The following is an 18,291-nucleotide window of genomic DNA, read 5'->3' as shown; positions in this document are numbered from 1 at the left end:
CTGCCAGGCAGCCCTCTGGCTACTTGGACAGGTACCGCATGCCTTCCTCCAACCCCTGCAAGGTCAGCGGGTACATCTTGTCTTCGATCAGCTCACGCACCAGCTGCGTGGAAGCCGTGTAATCCCAGGCCTGCTTGGGGTAAGGGTTGATCCAGATGATCTTCTTGAATTTCTCCATGAAACGCTGGATCCACACATAACCGGCTTCTTCGTTCCAGTGCTCTACGCTGCCACCCGGTTGGGTGATTTCGTAGGGCGCCATGGCGGCGTCACCGACGAACACCACTTTGTAGTCATCCCCGTATTTGTGCAGCAGGTCAAACGTTGAGAAGCGCTCCGACGTACGGCGCAGGTTGTTCCTCCACACCGATTCATAGACGCAGTTGTGGAAGTAGTAATACTCCAGGTGCTTGAATTCGGTCTTGCAGGCCGAGAACAACTCTTCGCACACTCTGACGTGCGCATCCATCGAGCCGCCAATATCGAACAGCAACAGCAGCTTTACCGTGTTGCGCCGCTCAGGACGCATCTGGATATTCAGAAGCCCAGCGTCACGCGCGGTATGGTCGATGGTGCCGTCGATATCCAGTTCTTCGGCGGCGCCTTGGCGGGCGAATTTGCGCAGCCGGCGCAGGGCCAGCTTGATGTTGCGGGTGCCCAGTTCCACCTGGTCGTCGAGGTTCTTGTATTCGCGCTGGTCCCACACCTTGACTGCCTTGCCCTGGCGCTTGCCGGCGTCGCCAACGCGAATGCCTTCAGGGTTGTAGCCGCCAGAGCCGAATGGGCTGGTACCGCCGGTGCCTATCCACTTGTTGCCACCGGCATGGCGTTCTTTCTGTTCTTCAAGGCGTTGCTTGAAAGCCTCGATAAGCTTGTCCAGGCCGCCTAGCGACTGGATCTGCGCGCGCTCTTCATCGCTGAGCGAACGCTCGAATTCCTTGCGCAGCCACTCATCGGGGATCAGTGCCTCGATGTGCTGGTCGAGGTTTTCCAGGCCCTTGAAGTAGGCGGCGAATGCGCGATCGAATTTGTCGAAATGCCGCTCGTCCTTCACCAGAATGGCGCGAGCCAAATAGTAGAAGGCGTCCATATCGGCGAACACCACGCCCTTTTGCATGGCGTGGTGCAAGTCGAGCAGTTCGCGCACCGAGACCGGCACCTTCGCCGCACGCATCTCATTGAACAGGTTGAGCAACATGGCCCGGCTCCAATCAGCGGTTGCCGCGTCGGCTCATGAAAGCCAGGCGTTCGAGCAGTTGTACGTCCTGCTCGTTTTTCACCAAGGCACCGGCCAACGGCGGAATGGCCTTGGTTGGGTCGCGTTCGCGCAGCACGGCCTCACCGATGTTGTCGGCCATCAGCAGCTTGAGCCAGTCGACCAATTCGGAGGTGGACGGTTTTTTCTTCAGGCCCGGGACCTTGCGCACATCGAAGAATACGTCCAGCGCCTCGCTGACCAGCGATTGGCTGATGTTGGGGTAGTGCACATCGACGATCTGCTGCAGGGTGCAACGGTCGGGGAAGGCAATGTAGTGGAAGAAGCAGCGGCGCAGGAATGCGTCGGGCAACTCCTTTTCGTTATTGGAGGTGATGATGATGATTGGGCGTTGCTTGGCCTTGATGGTCTCGTCGATCTCGTAGACGTAGAACTCCATCTTGTCGAGTTCTTGCAGCAGGTCGTTGGGGAACTCGATGTCGGCCTTGTCGATTTCATCGATCAGCAGAATCACCCGCTCATCGGCCTCGAAGGCCTCCCAGAGCTTGCCCTTTTTCAAGTAGTTGCGCACATCGTGGACCTTGTCCACGCCCAGCTGCGAGTCGCGCAGGCGGCTCACCGCGTCATACTCGTACAGACCCTGGTGAGCCTTGGTCGTCGATTTGATGTGCCAGGTGATCAGGCGTGCGCCGAACGAGGCGGCCAGTTGCTCGGCGAGCATCGTCTTACCAGTGCCCGGTTCGCCTTTGACCAGCAGCGGGCGTTCGAGGGTGATAGCCGCGTTGACCGCCAGTTTCAGGTCGTCTGTGGCGACGTAGTCGCGGGTGCCTTCGAACTTCATCAATCTGTCCTCTGCAGGGTGCCTTACGAACAACACAGGTTAACAATGGGTGAATGACTATAACGCGGGCCTTGGCAGGTGCAAATGCAGACCGGGTATTCAGTCTCTGAATGCCCCGTCACACGGCCTCAGTCAGCCTGGGGAGGCGGGCGCTCGTAGCGGGCATTGAAGGCCTGAATGAAGCCGTTGCGTAGGATCTGCAGAAACGCTTCGAAACCGCTGATGTTCTGTTGGTGCACGCTGCCGCTGAGTTCGACGCGGGTGGCGAATTGGTTCTTCGGCTGGTTCTTCAGCACGGTTTCGCTGGCGCCGACCACCGCCTCCCAGATCGAGCGAAAGATGTTCTTGTTCTTGTTTTCCACATCCTGCTGCCAATCGAACACGTCGACGTCCCGCAGCAAGGGCTTGATATAGCCGTGCAGCCTGCCGTTCTCGGCCTGGGCTTCGATGACCAGGTCACCGTGCCCTGCATTGAAATCGAATTTGCCATAGGCGCTGGAGAAATCGTTGAGCCGCCGCAACTCGATACCAGTGGCACGCAGGCGGAATTCGAAATCGTCGAAATCACTGAACGGGTCGAAGGTGGCCCGGCTCTGCACTTTGGCATCGCCAAGCAGCAGGGCGGTGGCCTGGAAACTGGCATCGCGCCGGCCTTTTTGATCGCGCACGTTGGTCAGGTTGCGGATAGTGGCAGCCAACTGCGTGGCTTTGAGCTGCACGGGGGGCTTGGAGTTGAAGTTGCGAAAGGTCAGTGTACCGTCGTCGATCTGCACGTCGTTGAGGGTGATTGGCAACAGTTTTTCCAGTTGCTGACGCCAGTTGGTGCCCTGACCGGTCTGAGATGCCTGCTTGTTGCCACCGTCGACGAAGTTCAGCTCAGGCCGGGTGAAGATCACCTGTGCCACAACTGCCCGGTCGTGAATGAGCGCGTGCCAGCTCACCGAGAGGTCGATCAACGGCGCATCCAGCAAGGGCACGGGCACTTTGCCAGTGGTCTTGACGATTTTCAGGCCGCGGATCTGATAAGCGCCTCGCCACCAGGCGAGGTCCACGTCGGTCACCTGCCCGCGATAATCGCCCATATCGGCGAGCTTATCGTTCAGGTAATCGCGCACCAGGTAAGGTAGGGCCAGCTGCAAGGCCACCAGCAGCACGATCAGGCTGGCCAGGCCAAGCAGCGGCCAGCGATAGCGAGCTTTCATCGCAAGGCTCTCCGAGGCTGGGTGTTTGGTTGACCTCAGGCACTGCAAGGGAGTTCGAACAGGCTTTACGGGCCACCAGGGCAAGCTTACCCTTGAGGTCTTCCTGTTGTTTCTCATGTTCAAGGACCCTGCCATGAGCCGTATCTTCGCAGACAACGCCCATTCCATCGGCAACACGCCGCTGGTACAGATCAACCGCATCGCACCCCGTGGGGTGACGATCCTGGCCAAGATCGAAGGGCGCAACCCAGGCTACTCGGTCAAGTGCCGGATCGGCGCGAACATGGTCTGGGACGCCGAGAGCAACGACAAACTCAAGCCGGGCATGACCATCGTAGAGCCCACCTCGGGTAATACCGGCATTGGCCTGGCATTCGTCGCCGCTGCTCGTGGTTACAAGTTGGTGCTGACCATGCCGGCCTCCATGAGCCTGGAACGGCGCAAGGTGCTCAAGGCACTGGGGGCAGACCTGGTGCTCACCGAGCCTGCGCTTGGCATGAAGGGCGCCATCGAAAAGGCCAACGAAATCGTGGCCAGTGACCCGGCCCAATACTTCATGCCTGCGCAGTTCGAGAACCCGGCCAACCCAGCGATCCACGAAAAGACCACTGGGCCTGAGATCTGGAACGATACCGACGGCGCGGTCGATGTACTGGTTGCCGGCGTCGGCACCGGCGGCACGATAACTGGGGTTTCGCGCTACATCAAACACACCCAGGGCAAGTCGATCCTGTCGGTGGCGGTGGAGCCGGTGGCCTCGCCACTGATCAGCCAGACCCTGGCCGGCGAGCCGTTACAACCCAGCCCACACAAGATCCAAGGCATTGGCGCAGGCTTCGTACCGAAAAACCTCGACCTGTCGATCGTCGATCAGGTCGAGACGGTCACTGACGATGAGGCCAAGGCCATGGCCATCCGCCTGATGCAAGAAGAAGGCATTCTGTGCGGCATTTCCTGCGGTGCCGCCATGGCGGCTGCAGTGCGCCTGGCGGAAAAGCCGGAGATGCAGGGCAAGACCATCGTCGTGATCCTGCCGGACTCGGGCGAACGCTACCTGTCGAGCATGCTGTTCAGTGATCTGTTCAGCGAGCAGGAAAACCAGCAGTAATCAGCGCTGAGGCTGATTCGGCGCAATTATTGGCGGCTGGGTTCATTGCACAATCTTCATGAGTGAGATCCTGCCTTGGTGGTTTTTACCAGGGCGGGATGGGTTTATGATGGCCGGATGATTTTCAGGGGCAGGCAGCGCTGGCCTGCGTCCCGTCCAAGGAGTGTTGCATGACCTTTTCCTTCCTCGCCAAGGCGGGTGTTCTGCTGGTGTTCGTCGGCAGTGTGCTGTATGTGCACCTGCGCGGTAAGGCGCGCCTGCCGGTGTTGCGCCAGTTCGTCAACCATTCGGCGTTGTTCGCACCTTACAACAGCCTGATGTATCTGTTCTCCGGTGTGCCGTCCAAGCCCTATCTGGACCGCCAACGTTTCCCTGAGCTGGATGTGCTCAAAGATAACTGGCAGGTGATCCGTGAAGAGGCCATGCGTTTGTTCGACGAAGGCTATATCCGCGCAGCGGAGAAGGACAATGACGCAGGCTTTGGCTCGTTCTTTAAAAAGGGCTGGAAGCGCTTTTACCTGAAGTGGTACGACAAACCGCTGCCGTCGGCTGAAGCCTTGTGCCCGAAAACCGTAGAACTGGTCAGCAGCATTCCCAATGTGAAAGGGGCGATGTTCGCCCTGCTGCCCGGTGGCAGCCACTTGAACCCGCACCGCGACCCGTTTGCTGGCTCGTTGCGTTACCACCTGGGGCTTTCGACACCTAACTCCGATGCCTGCCGCATCTACGTCGATGGCCAGGAATACGCCTGGCGTGACGGTGAAGACGTGATGTTCGACGAAACCTACGTGCACTGGGTCAAGAACGAAACCGACGTAACCCGGGTGATTCTGTTCTGCGACATCGAGCGCCCGCTGAGCAGCCCATTGATGACCCGCATCAACCGCAAGGTCAGCGCTTTCCTCGGCCGTGCTACCGCGCCGCAGAACACCGATGACGAGCGAGTTGGCGGAATCAACCAGGCCTATGCCTGGAGCAAGCGCTTCAGCAACAAGATCAGCACCCGCATGAAGCAGTTCAAGCGCGCCAACCCCAAGGCCTATCGCATTCTGCGCCCGGTGCTGGCGGTGGTGGTGGCTTACTTGCTGTACCGCTGGTTGTTCTGATTGCAGGGCCGACCTGTTCTTGGGTAGACCCGCTCTCACCGCGCCTGGGCAAGCTTCGAGAAAGCTTTAACCTGTGGGAGGTGCTTCAGGCGTGAAGGGAGCTGCACAGGTCAACAAGACAGTGTAAGCACAGGGTTGGACTGGCTTTAGCCTTAAAGAGCCAGTGCCGGCCTCTCGAACCATCACCCCATCGCAAAACTCACTCATCACTGAAGACCCGACCGTTACAGCTTGGACAAGCGTAATGGCTAGCGCAGGTCTTCGGGGATGGCGTGGCGCAATACGCCTTCTTCGAAGTCCAGTACCCCGGCCTCGCGCTGGGTCAGCAGGTAGTAAAGCAGGGTGTCGGCCGAATGGCTTGCTGGCAGCTCCACCGCCAGCATTCTGACCGCCTTCTCCATCTCGCAGTTGCAGCCGAACTCGCGCATGGCCGCAACCACCTGTTCCAGCGGTTCTGGTGGCTTGACCACCACACGAAATACCGACGCCCCGGCACTGTGTTGCAAGGCGTCGAACCAGGCCTGTTCGTCCTCCGAGCGGATGCGAATGATGTCGCCGGGTGCGATGCCGTAGACATGAAAGGGGATGCTGTCGACCCGGTAGCCGTCAGGGGTCGCCTGCGTCCACAAGCCCTCCACCGAAGCGGGTGGGTAGCCATTGGCGTCCTGCTCCAGGCGGAACAGCACCTTCCTGTAAATATCGCTCATGCTCTGCATCGTCTCAGGACCGCGCTGGGCGCAGCACCAGCCACAGCGCCAAGGCGATCAGCACGCCGCCATAAGCATGCGCCATCGAGACGGGCTCATCCAGCAGCCATGCCCCCCACACCACGCCGAACACCGGGATCAAAAAGGTCACGGTGCTGGCCTTGACCGGGCCGATTTCAGCCAGCAGGCGGAAGTACAGGATGTAGGCGAAGGCGGTACATACCAGGCCCAAGCCCAGCAGGGAAAGCCATACCTGCCAGCCGCCCCAGCTGGCAGGTGGTTGGGTTAGGGCACTCCACGCGAACAGCGGGCTCATCAGCAAGGTGGCCCCTAGCATGCTGCCCAAGGCTGACAGACGGCTGTCCAGGCCGCTGATCCAGCGCCGTGCAAGAAAGCCGGCAAAGCCGTAGCAGGTAGTGGCCGCCAGGCACGCCAATGCACCTTGCAAGAGCGCCATGTCCAGTGCCACCGGGCCGGCACCGCTGAGGATGCCGACACCGAACAGGCCGAGGAAAATGCCTGCCAGCTTGGGCAAAGTCATGGCCTCGTGGAAGAACAGCGCGCCTATCAGTACCCCCATCAGCGGGGTGGTGGCATTGAAAATCGCCGAATAACCGGCCGGTAGCACCTGCGCGGCCACTGAATAGAAGGTGGCCGGGATGCCCGAGTTGATCATGCCCAGCACCAGGCAAGCGCCAAGTTTACCGTTGAAATGCCAGGGTATGCGGCCCACGCTGAGAATACCGATCAGACCTAGGCAGGCGATGGAAACCCGAAAGAATGCGGTAGGGATGGTGCCCAACTCCGGGGCGATGATACGCATGAACAGAAAGCTCGCCCCCCATACAGCGGCAAGGGTCAATAGGCGGGCTAGGGCGATGGGGCTCACAACGGTCTCCGGGGACAGGGCAGGGCGCGAGTGTACGCCAGGCGTCGCATGTGATCTTGTGCTTTCTTGCGTTATGAATCTCTGGTGCAGGTTCGCGGGCCAGCTCGCTCCCACGACGAGCTTTTTGCGGTGGGCATCGTGCACGCAGGCTGGCCCGCCAGGCGGCCAGTTCAGGCTAAGCTCTTTATCTCATCAAGCCCCGAGGTTGATTCCATGACCCAGCATTGGCCGGCCGGCGAGATCGCGCGGATGATCCTTGACGGTTTTGACGACTATCGCGAGCATTTTCGCCGTATCACCCTGGGTGCTCGGGAGCGCTTCGAGCAGGCACGCTGGCAGGACATTCAGCGTGCAGCGGCGCTGCGCATCAACCTTTATGAACAAAAAGTCGGCGAGGTCAACGCCTGGCTGCGTGACGGCTTCGACGAACAGGCGCTGTTGGATGTAGAGCAGTGGCCACTGGTCAAAAGCGCCTATATCCGCCTGATCGACCCGCGTCTGGACGATGAGCTGGCGGAAACCTGGTACAACTCGCTGTTCTGCAGCCTGTTCAGCCATGACCAGATCAGTGACGGCTGCATGTTCATCCACACCACTCGGCCATCGCTACGCGCTCACCAGCGGGCTGCCCAGACCCGTACCTACACGCTCGGGGCGGGCCTCAAAAACCTGCTGCGCCGGATTTTCGCCGACTATCCGTTCGACACGCCCTACGGCGACTTGGAAAGCGACATCGCGCGTCTGGAAGGGCAATTGCGCGAAACCCTTCCGGACTGGGTGTGCAAGGACCCAACGCTGAGCCTTGAGCTTTTCGTGCCGGTGCTTTACCGCAACAAGGGTGCCTACCTGGTCGGGCGCCTGTACAACGCTGACGAGCAATGGCCGCTGGTCATCGCGCTGCTACACCGAGAGGGCCATGGTATAGAGGCCGATAGCTTGATTACCGACGAGGCGCAGGTGTCGATCATCTTTTCGTTCACCCGTTCATATTTCATGGCCGACGTGCCGGTGCCAGCGGAGTTCGTCAACTTTCTCAAGCGCATTCTGCCGGGTAAGCATATTGCCGAGCTTTACACCTCAATTGGTTTTTACAAGCAGGGCAAGTCAGAGTTCTACCGGGCCTTGATCAACCACCTGGCAAGCAGTGACGACCGTTTCACCATGGCACCGGGCGTACGCGGTATGGTCATGAGCGTGTTCACCCTCCCGGGCTTCAATACGGTGTTCAAGATCATCAAAGACCGCTTTTCGCCCTCCAAGACCGTCGACCGCGCCACGGTCATCGACAAATACCGCCTGGTCAAACAAGTGGACCGGGTGGGGCGTATGGCCGATACCCAGGAGTTTGCCGATTTCCGATTCCCCCGCAGCAAGTTTGAACCCGAGTGCCTGGCCGAGCTGTTGGAAGTGGCGCCATCGACCGTAGCCATCGAGGGCGATACGGTACTGGTCCGCCATTGTTGGACCGAGCGGCGGATGACCCCGCTCAACCTGTATCTGGAACAGGCCAGCGAAGCCCAGGTGCTCGAGGCTTTGGAGGACTATGGGCTGGCTATCAAGCAACTGGCGGCGGCGAATATATTCCCTGGGGACATGTTGCTGAAGAACTTCGGCGTGACCCGCCACGGGCGGGTCGTGTTCTACGACTATGACGAGATCAGTTTTCTAACCGAGGTGAACTTCAGGCATATTCCGCCGCCGCGCTACCCCGAAGATGAGATGTCGGGCGAGCCGTGGTATTCGATTGGACCCCACGATGTATTCCCCGAGGAATTTCCGCCGTTCCTGTTTGCCGATATGGGCCAGCGCCGACTGTTCAGCCGCCTGCATGGGGAATTGTATGACGCCGATTACTGGAAGAGCCTGCAGGCGGCGATTCGTGAAGGCAAGGTGATCGACGTGTTCCCGTATCGGCGCAAGGGGCGCTGACAACCCGCCAGGGGCCAGGGGCCAGGGCTTGTTGATGGGTTCAGCCTTTGAGGCACTTCAGTTCGCTGAAGTTGGTGCGTACTTTGGCCAGCCGCTCTTGCAGGTACTGGCGCTGTGTTGGCGTGCTCAGTTGCAGCAAGTCGACTAGCAGGCTGCGGGCCTGATGCTCGGTATTGTGGAAGGCCGCGCGGTACTCTGGCGTCCACAGGCTCTCTTTGTGTTGTAGCAATGTGGCAAGACGGGGCTCGAAGCTTTCGTCATTGCGCTGATTCATCGCCAGCAACAGTTGCTGCTGCCAGTGCTGGCGGTTGGCGATCCACTGGCGGTTCTGGTCACCCAACGCTTGTGACCATGCATACACCCGCTGGCGCTGGGCATCGTTGAGTTTGCCGAACCAGCCGCTCAGGCGTTTTTCCATGCGCTCGCTGCGGCTGGCGATCTGCTCGGTCAAGGGCGTGTCTACATATTCTTTTTGCCGCTCGCGGATGTCATCGGCAAAGGCGCTACGCATCTCGGCCACTTGCGCATTGGTCATTCCACGTAGCAGTTCGGTGGCCGATGGCGTGATCTCTTCTGCGACCCGGCCAATGGCCTGGCGCGCTTCAGCGGTGCGTTGCTGCAAGGCCAGGTCTGTCACCTGGTTTTTAGCGACCATGTCGCGCACCCGATCAAGCCAGTCGAGGTAGCCAGGCAACTGGGTCTGGCAGTGCCAGGCCAGGTGCGTTTGTAACCGTTCGTCGAGCAGCGTCTTCTGCTCGCGGTTCATGTCCAGGTAGTCGTTGAGTGACCAAGGTACCAGACGATCAAGGTTGCGGTAGGCGAGGTCCATGCGGCTGCAGGCGGCCAGGGCCAATGCACAGGCCGCGGCGACGAGCAGGGCTATGGGTAGGCGTACAGGCATGTGCAGGTCCTTGCAGTGGCTGAGCTATGGGTAGACGCAGGGTGCCAGCGTGCGGTTCCGCTCAATCAGTGGTCGGGCAGTGCGCTGGCTTGCGGTGTAGAATAGCCGCCTAGTCTTGAGGAACATCGGAAATGGCTCTGCTTGGGCGTTACAACAGTTTGCAAATCGTGAAGCACGTGGAATTCGGCCTGTACCTGGACGGCGGCGCCGATGGCGAGATCCTTCTGCCTGGGCGGTACATCCCGAAGGACGCCGAAACCGAGGTCGATGACTGGTTGAACGTGTTCATCTACCTGGACAGCGAAGACCAGCTGATCGCCACCACCGAAAAGCCCAAGGTGCAGGTGGGGGAGTTCGCCAGCCTCAAGGTCAAGGACATCAATGGGGCCGGTATCTTCCTCGATTGGGGCCTGTCCAAGGACCTACTGATGCCGTATTCGGAAGAATCCCGTCAGTTGAAGATCGGCGACTACTGCGTGGTGCATGCCTACCTCGACAAACGGACCCGGCGCATCACCGCCACCTCGCGGCTCGATCGCTACCTGGACCTTAGCCCCGCTGATTACCAGGTCGGCCAGCCCGTGCAGTTGCTGGTAGCTGGCGAGACGCCGATGGGCTTCAAGGCCATCATCAACAACCGTCATTGGGGCCTGATTCACAAGAACGAGGTCTTCAAGTTCTTGCGCTCAGGCATGCACGTGGACGGTTACATCAAAGAAGTGCGCCACGACGGCAAGATTGCACTGAGCCTGCAGCCGGTCGGCAAGGCGCTGGCTGACGACCTGCAGGAACGCATCATGGCGCAAGTCGAGGCACAGGGCGGTGTGCTGGCAGTGAGCGACAAAAGCGCCCCTGAGGTGATCAGTCAGATGTTCAACGTCAGCAAAGGCAACTTCAAGAAGGCCATTGGTGGCTTGTTCAAGCAAGGCCGTATCGTCATCCATGACGATCGCATCGAAAAGGCCTGATCAGCCCTGCACGAAGGTACGGAAGTCCAGCTGCTCACCACCGGGGCGGGTGTCGCGCAGCAGCGAGTCGCGGTCGGCGCTCAAGGCCAGGCTAATGGTCGAACGGCGCTTGCCGGGGTTGCGCACCTCCATTTGCTCTTGGTGAGCACGCAGGAAGTTGGTCGGCACCTTGAGGTGTTGCAGCTCGTCGCTTTCCGGGGTGTGCAGCAACAGGTTCACCCAGTCGGGTTGGCCTTTGCGCAGTAGGGCCACCGGCACTTCGAACCACCACAGGTTGCGCTTGCGGTCGAGTATGGCGAACAGGGTGTTGGCGCTGGTCAGCACCGGGTTGGCCAAAGCCTGATTGCGGCGGGCGATGGCGGCGGGTTTGTCGAGTTTCATGCAGGTTCCTGCGGTGTGACGCTTGATTAGGGCTGCATTGTGAGGGGTGGCACCGGGCGCGGCAAGGTTTGACACCTCAAAGCCGCTGCCACAGTCATCACCCCAGGGTCACGAGCCAAGTCGGCCGGGCAGCGGCCGCCAAGGTCATCGACTGATAGGCCTGCTCAACTCGGAAGTGGCGCCCTCGGCCGTCGTCACGGTCGCGGTGAAACTCTTCAAACCGGCGGCATTCTCCAGCACCTGGGTGAATTGCGCCTGGCCGTTGGCATCGCTATTGACCAGCACCTCGCCCAGGTACTGCTCTGCTTCCGTCGCAGCCGCATCAGCGTTGCCGAACAGCTCGATGCGCAGCAGGCTCGATGCGGGCCCTTGCACCTCACCCTGCAGCGCGTTGCCGTTGAGCGCGAGCAACCGAGGCGCCTGCTGATTGTGGTTGGGCAACGGTTGGCAAGGCTCAGGCGCGCCCTTGGCGTCGCAGATGACCGCCTGTTCCTGCTTGGGCAGGTCGGCACCCACCCCGCGTGAACCCACATACAGCGCATGGGCCTGGGCCGGTACACCGAAGACGATGGCGCCGGTTCGTTGGTTCGGCACGCAGGAGCCTCCGGCCTCGCAGCGGCGAATGTCCTGGCTGTTGCCCCAGATACGGTTGCCGGTAAGGCGGTTGGCAGTGGTTTGCGGCTCCGGGCGCAGCGCCACACCTATGCGGTTGCCGTAAATCAGGTTGCCGTCGAGGATGTTGCCCTGGCCGGTTACGCTGACGCCGATCGAGTTGCCGCTGAAGGTGTTGGCGCCCAGGTAGTTGCGATTGCCCCAGTTGATCTGCAAACCGTCTGAGTAGTTCTCGAAGCGGTTACGCACCACACTGTTGTCGTTGCCCAACAGGATTTCGATGCCTTGGGAAGGTTCGGGGTTGGCCGGTGTAGAGCGGAACAGGTTATCGGCCACCAGGTTGAACGCCGCGCCGCGGGTCAGCTCCAGGCCATCGCCATTGTCTATCAACTGGTTGCGTAGCACTTTGTTGTTGACTGTGGTGGTGGCGGTCGGGTTACCGGCGCCATCGTCGCCGGTCAGCATGATGCCGGCGCCACCTTTGTTGGCGACGATGCGGTTGTCTTCGATGACATTGCCGCTGGCGCGATTGACCAGAATGCCAATACAGAAATTGCGCACCTCCAGCCCACTGATATGCACCCCCTGCGTATCGCGCAGCACCAGGCCAGGGTTGGTAGTGGTGCGCACGTTCGTGCCGAATTGGCCGGGCAGGGCGCCGGGGCAGCTACGCACGCCCTGGTCCTTGATGTAACCCGAACCGTCGATAGCGATGAACTGGCCGTTTCGGGCCCAAGGCAACCCGGTGATCTGCACCGGACCTTTGATGTCCGGCAAGGCTCGGCTGGGACGTATCACATACGGCGGCTTGCCCACGGCGGCAATGGCGATACGGTACTGGCCGGGGCTCTGGTTGCTGGTTTCGATGGCCCAGCGCAGAGTGCCGGGTTGACCATCGTCGGCATAGCGGGTGACTTCGAGGGTTTCGCGGGCCGGTGCGTCGGCCAAGGCAGGTATGGGTAGCAACGGCAACATGGCCGCGAACAGGGGTAGCAAACGCATAGGGCGAGGGTCCGAAAACTGTTGTTCTTGTGCGCAGGCAGCCGGCGTGGGTTGCCCTGACCTGTGATTCTAGGGCACTGCCCAGCTCTAGCGCAGTGCGCAGAGGCTGATTCGGTGCGGTATTCGCCCGCACTGTTTACCGTTTGGCTCGTTCGGGGAAAATTCTTTGAAACTCCTGACAACCCCGCCAGGTCCATCAAATGTCGACACGGTTTTTCGTGTCTCCATCTGCAGGAGATTTGCCATGAGCGGCACTAAAGACAAAGCAAAAGGCCTGGCCAACGAAGCGGTTGGTAACATCAAGCAGGGCGTTGGCAAGGTGACGGGCAACGACAAGATGCGCGCCGAGGGCAAAGCTCAGGAGCTCAAAGGCGAAGCGCAGCAGGTCAAGGGCGACGTGAAAGACGCAGTGAAGAAGCCTTGATCTGAGCCCGCCCGTTTTTGCCTCCTTGGGAGGCGAAAACGGGTGAGGGCGTTATTTCTTGCATGGCCGGGAGCAGTACATCCTGCGCGTGGTCTATTAGACTTACCTGCTGTACTCAAGAATCGAGCGGCGAAAGGAGACGCTATGATTTTCCCCGACCTGCGCGGGCTACCCATGCACCGAGTGCTGGTACGTACCGTCAAGGAATTCCTCGACGACGAAATGTCGACCTATGCGTCTGCGTTGGCCTACCAGATGCTGTTTTCTTTATTCCCATTCTTGCTGTTTCTGATCGCACTGATCGGTTTTTTACATCTGCCTGATTTCTTTTCCTGGCTGCGCTTGCAAACAGAACTGGTGCTGCCGCCCCAGGCACTGGAGCAGGTCAACCCTGTGATCGACCAGTTGCAGCAGTCCAAGGGCGGGCTGCTTTCGGTGGGTATCGTCATTGCGCTCTGGACCGCCTCGGCAGGCGTGCGGCTGATGATGAGCGCCATGAATGCCGCTTATGATGTGCCTGAGGGGCGCCCGGTGTGGAAGCGTATTCCACTGTCGATCATCTACACCATCGGCATCGCTGGGATGCTGTTGGTAGCCGCCGCGCTGATGGTGCTCGGGCCGCAGGTGATGGAGTGGATTGCCGCACAGGTCGGCCTGCAGGAAGTCATCGTCACGGTGTGGACAGTATTGCGCTTGCCAGCGATTGTCATTTTGATGATGGTTGCGGTCGCATTGATCTATTACGTGATGCCAGACGTGAAACAGAAGTTTCGCTTTATTACCCCAGGGTCTGTTCTGGCGGTGGTGGTCTGGATCATCGCCTCGTTGGGTTTCGCCTATTACGTCAAGACTTTTGCCGATTACAACGCCATGTACGGCAGCATTGGGGCGATCATCGTATTGCTGCTGTATTTCTACATTTCCGCCGCGGTGTTGCTGCTAGGGGCAGAGATGAACGCGGTGATCGAGCATATGTCGCAAGAGGGCAAGAACCCTGGTGAGAAAGAGTTCGAAGAGGATACCCCTCAGGACACTATCACCGTGCTTGGTCATGAACGCCCCGTCGAGCCGCAAACGTCCGAGACGAACACTCGATGATTCGTGACATTCTGAAAATGGGTGACGAGCGCCTGCTGCGCATCGCGCCCCCGGTGCCTGAACATCTGATTGGCAGTGTCGAACTGCAGCAACTGATCGATGACATGTTCGACACTATGCACCACGTTGGTGGTGTTGGCCTGGCGGCGCCGCAGATCGGCATCGACCTTCAGCTGGTGATCTTCGGCTTTGAGCGTAGCGAGCGCTATCCGGACGCTAAGCCAGTGCCACAAACCATTTTGCTGAACCCTGTCATTACTCCGATGGGCGCAGAACAGGAAGACGGTTGGGAGGGGTGCCTTTCGGTGCCGGGCTTGCGTGGCGTGGTGCCACGTTTCAAGCACATCAGCTATACGGGTATTGACCCCCAGGGTAACCCGATCAACCGCTTTGCCGATGGCTTCCATGCCCGTGTCGTGCAACATGAATGCGATCACCTCGTAGGGCGACTGTACCCATCACGTATCCAGGACTTTGCCAAGTTCGGCTACACCGATGTGCTATTTCCTGGGCTAGATGAGCGCGGCGACTGAGGCCGCACCATCGCCAGCAGGCGCTTGCTGCGCTGGTAGCGTTGCAAGCGCGAGGCCAGGGCCTGTGGCAGTTGCTCGGTAATGCTGAAGCCCAGACGCTGATAAAAAAGCGTGAGTTCTGGCTGGCAGAACAGCCAAGTTGAGCCGCAGGTGCCGGCCAGTGCTGCTTGTACCAAATGTGCAGCCACCCCCTGGCAGCGTGCCTGAGGTGCGACGAACAGCCCTGTTAGCCACCGGCCACCGGCCACGTCACTCAGGCACAGGCCTGCTACGATGCCATCGCTTCGGGCGACCCATGATTCGCCGTCATTGGCTGGGCGCATGCGCGAACCATGTTGTTTATAGAAATGCTCGAGCAATCTGCGCTCGGCGCCGCGCAATAGCGTGCAATGCAGGGTAGTCATGCAGACACCTTGAACGGTTGGCTTTGGCTGGGGATCTTAAGGTGAAGAGCCGTTGCGCTTTTTCTCAGATTATTGCAAATCCTGCAAGGGTGAATGTCCGAGTTCAGCGTTCAACTATTTCAGCACAAGCGTAGAATTCTAGGCATCCCCCCCGTATTAGATGAAGCGGGATCGGTACTTCGTGTCATCTTCGCCGAGGATGACAACTTCTCCGCGCCATTGACGGCATTAGAAGTCACGCGATCAGCTGGACTGTTATAAAGGTCAATTCCCATGAAAGCATTACTGATTCTTGCACTGGTCGGTATGTCGTCGCTCGCCCTCGCTGATGAGGCCCAACCGGTCTCCAGTGAGCCTGTAGCCCAACAGTACGACTACTCCATGAACCTCGACATCAAGCGAGTGATCAATCTCTCAACCATCCCTAATGTCTGTGAAGTGGTGCCAGCAACCATGACGTACGAAGACCATCAGGGCCAGGTACACACCATCCAGTATCGGGCGATGGGTGAAGGTTGCCAGCAAGGGTGATGGGCGCAATGCCCTGCCGCCTCGCCAAGGGGCGACAGGGCATCATTGACCTTACCAAACGCGCTCAGGGCGTTTAGGATCGGTGCCTTACGTACCGATAGGGATGATCGACATGTTCGACCTCCACGCCTTCGCAAAGCCGCCGATTTTCGTTCACCAGCACACCCCGCCGAGGCCTCAGCGCGTCTGGCCACTCTGGGCCGAACGTTGGGCTGCTGGGCCAATCACGCCCAGCGGTGCCGATGTAGATCGTAAACGCTACACCCAAGTGCTTGCCGGCCAGTCAAACACCGCGCGCTAGCAGGCTCGCCCCCGCCCGCATTACCTCCCAGATCGCCCCAGACTCCGAGTATTCAATGCCATTTTCCAACGGTTTTCTTCTTAGCCTTTCCTTGTGCCTAGACATTGGCGTCGCCAATATCGCCATGATCACCCTGGCGATGCAACGCGGCTTCATGCAGGGCTTCTGGCTCGGCTTGGGAACGTGCGTGGGCGACTTGATCTACGCCGTTGCGGCACTGGCGGGCATGACCGTGCTGTTGCAGTTCGAAAGCGTTCGTTGGACGCTGTGGATTGGCGGCTCGGCCTTGCTGGTGTGGTTCGCCGTCAGGATGTTGTGGGCGGCTTGGCGTGGCGGGCACATGGATGCCAGTGCACAAGTGGTGGTTGAGCCTGGCTGGCGCGAGTTTCTGCGGGGCATCTTTCTGGCCATGTCGTCGCCCAGCGCGATCCTCTGGTTCGCGGCCGTCGGGGGCGTGCTGATCTCCCGCTCCGGTGGCGGTAGTGCGCTGGATGCTGGGCTTTTTCTAGGGGGCTTCTTCGCCGCAGGGCTGGTCTGGTGCATGGGCCTGTGCGCTATGGCCAGCCATGGTGGGCGCTTGCTGGGTGACCGGCTGCTGACGTGGTCTTACCTGTTGTCAGCTGCAATTTTCTGCTACTTCGCGGTGTATGTGATCATTTCTGGCTATCGTGAATTCATCCTCGCCAGCCATTAGAGGGCGGCTATGGCGGTTTGAAAAAATGTTCTCAGCGCCTGTCGATTTGGCCTGCTGCCGTTCGACCAAGATCTGAAGGTACAGGGCAGCCCTGTACCGCTGATGATCGATCGGAGCGCCCTGTGATGAATACCTCAGCCGAAACAGAAATCCGTCAACTGATCGACCTTTGGATGCAGGCCGTGCGGGATCGCGACATACCCAGGATCACCGCGCCATATGCCGATGACATCGTGGCCTTCGACGCCATCGCTTCGTTGCAATTCAAGGGCAAAGCCGCCTACCAGGCGCATTGGGAAATGTGCATGGGTATGTGCACAGGCCCGATGGTCTTCGAACGCTCACAACTGACCGTGCATGCCGAGGCCGAGCTGGCGTTGGCCCATTGGCTCAACCGCTGCGGCCCTGAGGATGACCAGAGCCAGTGCGGGTATATCCGCGTGACCGTCGCCTACCGCAAGGCCGGCGGTCAGTGGCAGGTGATCCACGAACACTGGTCGGCGCCGTTCGATATGCAAACTCACAAAGCACTGTTCGATCTCAAGCCTTGATCGGCTATCGCCAAATGCAAGTTGCCAACGCCTGGAGACGCCCATGAAATACCTGTGCCTGGTCTATTGTGATGAGGGGCTGCTGCACAGCCTGCCTGACAGCCCTGAAGACGCCGAATGCCTGGCCTATGCGCAATCGCTGCATGCCGGCGGGCGCATCGTTGCGGCCGAGGCGCTCAAACCCGTGCAGACCGCTACCACCGTGCGCATGCGTGGCGGGCGGATGAGTATCACCGATGGGCCGTTCGCCGAAACCAAAGAGCAGCTCGCCGGTTTCTACCTGGTCGATGCCCAGGACCTGGACGAGGCGCTGAACATCGCCAAGGGCATTCCGGCTGCGCGGGTTGGCAGCGTGGAAGTCAGACCGATACGCGAACTGCAACCCTAACAGCAACGGAGAACAACAATGTCCCTTGCTCAACACGCACCCGCGCAGCATGAGCTGGTCATCACCCGCTTGATCGATGCGCCGCCTGCCAAAGTGTTCCGCGCCTGGACCGAGCCTCAATGGCTGATGCAGTGGTGGGGGCCACATGGCATGACCACTGCTGAATGTGAGATGCAGCTGTGGGTCGGCGGCCTGTTCCGTACCCTGATGCGTGCCCCGGATGGCAGCGAATACCCAAGCCAAGGGGTGTTTCTGGAGATTGCCGCGCCGCGCCGTTTGGTTTTCACCGATGCCTTCGGGCCAGGCTGGGTACCTTCGCCCAAGGCGTTCATGACAGCGGTGATCAGCTTTGACGAAGAGCACGGCAAAACCCGCTATACCGCCCGTGCTTGGCACTGGAATGCGGCCGACAGCCGCGCCCATGAAGAAATGGGTTTCCATCAGGGTTGGGGTGAAAGCCTGGATCGCCTTGTCGAGGTCGTGACCCAGCGGATGCCGGACTGAT

The 18,291-nt window shown here is 59.7% G+C and carries 21 protein-coding genes; 12 read left to right on the top strand and 9 right to left on the bottom strand.

The features are described 5' to 3' along the window. Positions 1-19 precede the first annotated feature (19 nt). The 3 genes from HU725_RS16810 to HU725_RS16800 form a co-directional block, all read right to left on the bottom strand. A complete protein-coding gene (locus HU725_RS16810; protein ID WP_186478901.1) occupies positions 20-1,198 on the bottom strand; it encodes a vWA domain-containing protein in 1,179 nt (392 codons plus the stop codon). A 13-nt stretch (positions 1,199-1,211) separates the two neighbouring features. Next, positions 1,212-2,057, bottom strand: coding sequence for an AAA family ATPase (locus tag HU725_RS16805; protein ID WP_186478902.1), 846 nt, complete (start codon positions 2,055-2,057; stop codon positions 1,212-1,214). A gap of 128 nt (positions 2,058-2,185) precedes the next feature. Beyond that, positions 2,186-3,259 carry a DUF748 domain-containing protein gene (locus HU725_RS16800; RefSeq protein WP_186478903.1) on the bottom strand — a complete coding sequence of 358 codons (1,074 nt, stop codon included), beginning with the start codon at positions 3,257-3,259 and terminating at the stop codon, positions 2,186-2,188. Between the two features lie 133 nt (positions 3,260-3,392). Between HU725_RS16800 and cysK the strand changes: the two genes are divergently transcribed. Then, positions 3,393-4,367 (top strand): cysteine synthase A, encoded by a 975-nt coding sequence (cysK, locus tag HU725_RS16795; protein ID WP_060479866.1) that lies wholly within the window; start codon positions 3,393-3,395, stop codon positions 4,365-4,367. A 170-nt stretch (positions 4,368-4,537) separates the two neighbouring features. Then, the gene (locus tag HU725_RS16790; RefSeq protein ID WP_060479843.1) at positions 4,538-5,473 is read left to right on the top strand and encodes an aspartyl/asparaginyl beta-hydroxylase domain-containing protein; all 936 of its coding nucleotides are present in this window, start codon (positions 4,538-4,540) and stop codon (positions 5,471-5,473) included. A gap of 248 nt (positions 5,474-5,721) precedes the next feature. Here the strand turns inward: HU725_RS16790 and HU725_RS16785 are convergent, their stop codons facing one another. Next, positions 5,722-6,180 carry a DUF4265 domain-containing protein gene (locus tag HU725_RS16785; protein WP_186478904.1) on the bottom strand — a complete coding sequence of 153 codons (459 nt, stop codon included), beginning with the start codon at positions 6,178-6,180 and terminating at the stop codon, positions 5,722-5,724. 13 nt (positions 6,181-6,193) lie between these two features. Then, positions 6,194-7,069: a DMT family transporter gene (locus HU725_RS16780; protein ID WP_186478905.1), complete on the bottom strand. Its 876-nt coding sequence runs from the start codon at positions 7,067-7,069 to the stop codon at positions 6,194-6,196. 213 nt (positions 7,070-7,282) lie between these two features. Between HU725_RS16780 and aceK the strand changes: the two genes are divergently transcribed. Beyond that, complete coding sequence (aceK, locus tag HU725_RS16775) at positions 7,283-8,998, top strand: bifunctional isocitrate dehydrogenase kinase/phosphatase (RefSeq protein WP_186478906.1); 1,716 nt, start codon at positions 7,283-7,285, stop codon at positions 8,996-8,998. A 40-nt stretch (positions 8,999-9,038) separates the two neighbouring features. Here the strand turns inward: aceK and HU725_RS16770 are convergent, their stop codons facing one another. Next, positions 9,039-9,899 (bottom strand): DUF6279 family lipoprotein, encoded by an 861-nt coding sequence (locus HU725_RS16770; RefSeq protein ID WP_186478907.1) that lies wholly within the window; start codon positions 9,897-9,899, stop codon positions 9,039-9,041. 131 nt (positions 9,900-10,030) lie between these two features. Between HU725_RS16770 and HU725_RS16765 the strand changes: the two genes are divergently transcribed. After that, a complete protein-coding gene (locus HU725_RS16765; RefSeq protein WP_186478908.1) occupies positions 10,031-10,867 on the top strand; it encodes a CvfB family protein in 837 nt (278 codons plus the stop codon). On the opposite strand, the gene HU725_RS16760 is transcribed toward HU725_RS16765, so the two are convergent. Both HU725_RS16760 and HU725_RS16755 read right to left on the bottom strand, forming a co-directional pair. Then, positions 10,868-11,248 (bottom strand): hypothetical protein, encoded by a 381-nt coding sequence (locus HU725_RS16760; RefSeq protein WP_186478909.1) that lies wholly within the window; start codon positions 11,246-11,248, stop codon positions 10,868-10,870. A 144-nt stretch (positions 11,249-11,392) separates the two neighbouring features. Next, entirely contained in the window at positions 11,393-12,862 is a 1,470-nt protein-coding gene (locus tag HU725_RS16755; RefSeq protein ID WP_186478910.1) for a NosD domain-containing protein, read from the bottom strand. 244 nt (positions 12,863-13,106) lie between these two features. On the opposite strand from HU725_RS16755, the gene HU725_RS16750 reads away from it, so the two are divergent. From HU725_RS16750 to def, 3 genes are all read left to right on the top strand, one after another. Further along, complete coding sequence (locus HU725_RS16750; protein WP_060479851.1) at positions 13,107-13,286, top strand: CsbD family protein; 180 nt, start codon at positions 13,107-13,109, stop codon at positions 13,284-13,286. A 144-nt stretch (positions 13,287-13,430) separates the two neighbouring features. Further along, a complete protein-coding gene (locus HU725_RS16745) occupies positions 13,431-14,384 on the top strand; it encodes a YihY/virulence factor BrkB family protein (RefSeq protein WP_060479852.1) in 954 nt (317 codons plus the stop codon). After that, complete coding sequence (gene def, locus HU725_RS16740; RefSeq protein ID WP_186478911.1) at positions 14,381-14,917, top strand: peptide deformylase; 537 nt, start codon at positions 14,381-14,383, stop codon at positions 14,915-14,917. The genes HU725_RS16745 and def overlap by 4 nt, the downstream gene beginning before the upstream one ends. On the opposite strand, the gene HU725_RS16735 is transcribed toward def, so the two are convergent. Then, positions 14,872-15,321, bottom strand: coding sequence for a GNAT family N-acetyltransferase (locus tag HU725_RS16735; RefSeq protein ID WP_225915495.1), 450 nt, complete (start codon positions 15,319-15,321; stop codon positions 14,872-14,874). The genes def and HU725_RS16735 overlap by 46 nt on opposite strands. 273 nt (positions 15,322-15,594) lie before the next feature. Here HU725_RS16735 and HU725_RS16730 point away from each other — a divergent pair, with 273 nt between their 5' ends. The 5 genes from HU725_RS16730 (at position 15,595) to HU725_RS16710 (ending at position 18,290) form a co-directional block, all read left to right on the top strand. Next, on the top strand, positions 15,595-15,852 hold the full coding sequence (locus HU725_RS16730; protein ID WP_060479854.1) for a DUF2790 domain-containing protein: 258 nt from the start codon (positions 15,595-15,597) through the stop codon (positions 15,850-15,852). Positions 15,853-16,208: 356 nt separating this feature from the next. Then, positions 16,209-16,847 (top strand): LysE family translocator, encoded by a 639-nt coding sequence (locus HU725_RS16725; protein WP_186478912.1) that lies wholly within the window; start codon positions 16,209-16,211, stop codon positions 16,845-16,847. Positions 16,848-16,972: 125 nt separating this feature from the next. After that, positions 16,973-17,398 (top strand): YybH family protein, encoded by a 426-nt coding sequence (locus HU725_RS16720; protein WP_186478913.1) that lies wholly within the window; start codon positions 16,973-16,975, stop codon positions 17,396-17,398. Positions 17,399-17,441: 43 nt separating this feature from the next. Further along, on the top strand, positions 17,442-17,786 hold the full coding sequence (locus HU725_RS16715; RefSeq protein ID WP_060479857.1) for a YciI family protein: 345 nt from the start codon (positions 17,442-17,444) through the stop codon (positions 17,784-17,786). A gap of 18 nt (positions 17,787-17,804) precedes the next feature. Continuing rightward, positions 17,805-18,290, top strand: coding sequence for an SRPBCC family protein (locus tag HU725_RS16710; protein ID WP_060479858.1), 486 nt, complete (start codon positions 17,805-17,807; stop codon positions 18,288-18,290). Position 18,291: the final 1 nt, after the last annotated feature.

It is taken from the genome of Pseudomonas promysalinigenes, assembly GCF_014269025.2.
Classification (GTDB): Bacteria; Pseudomonadota; Gammaproteobacteria; order Pseudomonadales; family Pseudomonadaceae; genus Aquipseudomonas; species Aquipseudomonas promysalinigenes.
This window is presented reverse-complemented; position numbering and strand designations above follow the sequence as displayed.

Coding starts and splice junctions, on each gene's coding strand:
- HU725_RS16810 (WP_186478901.1), bottom strand. CDS start 1,198: ATGTTGCTCAACCTGTTCAATGAGATGCGTGCGGCGAAGGTGCCGGTC.
- HU725_RS16805 (WP_186478902.1), bottom strand. CDS start 2,057: ATGAAGTTCGAAGGCACCCGCGACTACGTCGCCACAGACGACCTGAAA.
- HU725_RS16800 (WP_186478903.1), bottom strand. CDS start 3,259: ATGAAAGCTCGCTATCGCTGGCCGCTGCTTGGCCTGGCCAGCCTGATC.
- cysK (WP_060479866.1), top strand. CDS start 3,393: ATGAGCCGTATCTTCGCAGACAACGCCCATTCCATCGGCAACACGCCG.
- HU725_RS16790 (WP_060479843.1), top strand. CDS start 4,538: ATGACCTTTTCCTTCCTCGCCAAGGCGGGTGTTCTGCTGGTGTTCGTC.
- HU725_RS16785 (WP_186478904.1), bottom strand. CDS start 6,180: ATGAGCGATATTTACAGGAAGGTGCTGTTCCGCCTGGAGCAGGACGCC.
- aceK (WP_186478906.1), top strand. CDS start 7,283: ATGACCCAGCATTGGCCGGCCGGCGAGATCGCGCGGATGATCCTTGAC.
- HU725_RS16770 (WP_186478907.1), bottom strand. CDS start 9,899: ATGCCTGTACGCCTACCCATAGCCCTGCTCGTCGCCGCGGCCTGTGCA.
- HU725_RS16765 (WP_186478908.1), top strand. CDS start 10,031: ATGGCTCTGCTTGGGCGTTACAACAGTTTGCAAATCGTGAAGCACGTG.
- HU725_RS16760 (WP_186478909.1), bottom strand. CDS start 11,248: ATGAAACTCGACAAACCCGCCGCCATCGCCCGCCGCAATCAGGCTTTG.
- HU725_RS16755 (WP_186478910.1), bottom strand. CDS start 12,862: ATGCGTTTGCTACCCCTGTTCGCGGCCATGTTGCCGTTGCTACCCATA.
- HU725_RS16750 (WP_060479851.1), top strand. CDS start 13,107: ATGAGCGGCACTAAAGACAAAGCAAAAGGCCTGGCCAACGAAGCGGTT.
- HU725_RS16745 (WP_060479852.1), top strand. CDS start 13,431: ATGATTTTCCCCGACCTGCGCGGGCTACCCATGCACCGAGTGCTGGTA.
- def (WP_186478911.1), top strand. CDS start 14,381: ATGATTCGTGACATTCTGAAAATGGGTGACGAGCGCCTGCTGCGCATC.
- HU725_RS16735 (WP_225915495.1), bottom strand. CDS start 15,321: ATGACTACCCTGCATTGCACGCTATTGCGCGGCGCCGAGCGCAGATTG.
- HU725_RS16730 (WP_060479854.1), top strand. CDS start 15,595: ATGAAAGCATTACTGATTCTTGCACTGGTCGGTATGTCGTCGCTCGCC.
- HU725_RS16725 (WP_186478912.1), top strand. CDS start 16,209: ATGCCATTTTCCAACGGTTTTCTTCTTAGCCTTTCCTTGTGCCTAGAC.
- HU725_RS16720 (WP_186478913.1), top strand. CDS start 16,973: ATGAATACCTCAGCCGAAACAGAAATCCGTCAACTGATCGACCTTTGG.
- HU725_RS16715 (WP_060479857.1), top strand. CDS start 17,442: ATGAAATACCTGTGCCTGGTCTATTGTGATGAGGGGCTGCTGCACAGC.
- HU725_RS16710 (WP_060479858.1), top strand. CDS start 17,805: ATGTCCCTTGCTCAACACGCACCCGCGCAGCATGAGCTGGTCATCACC.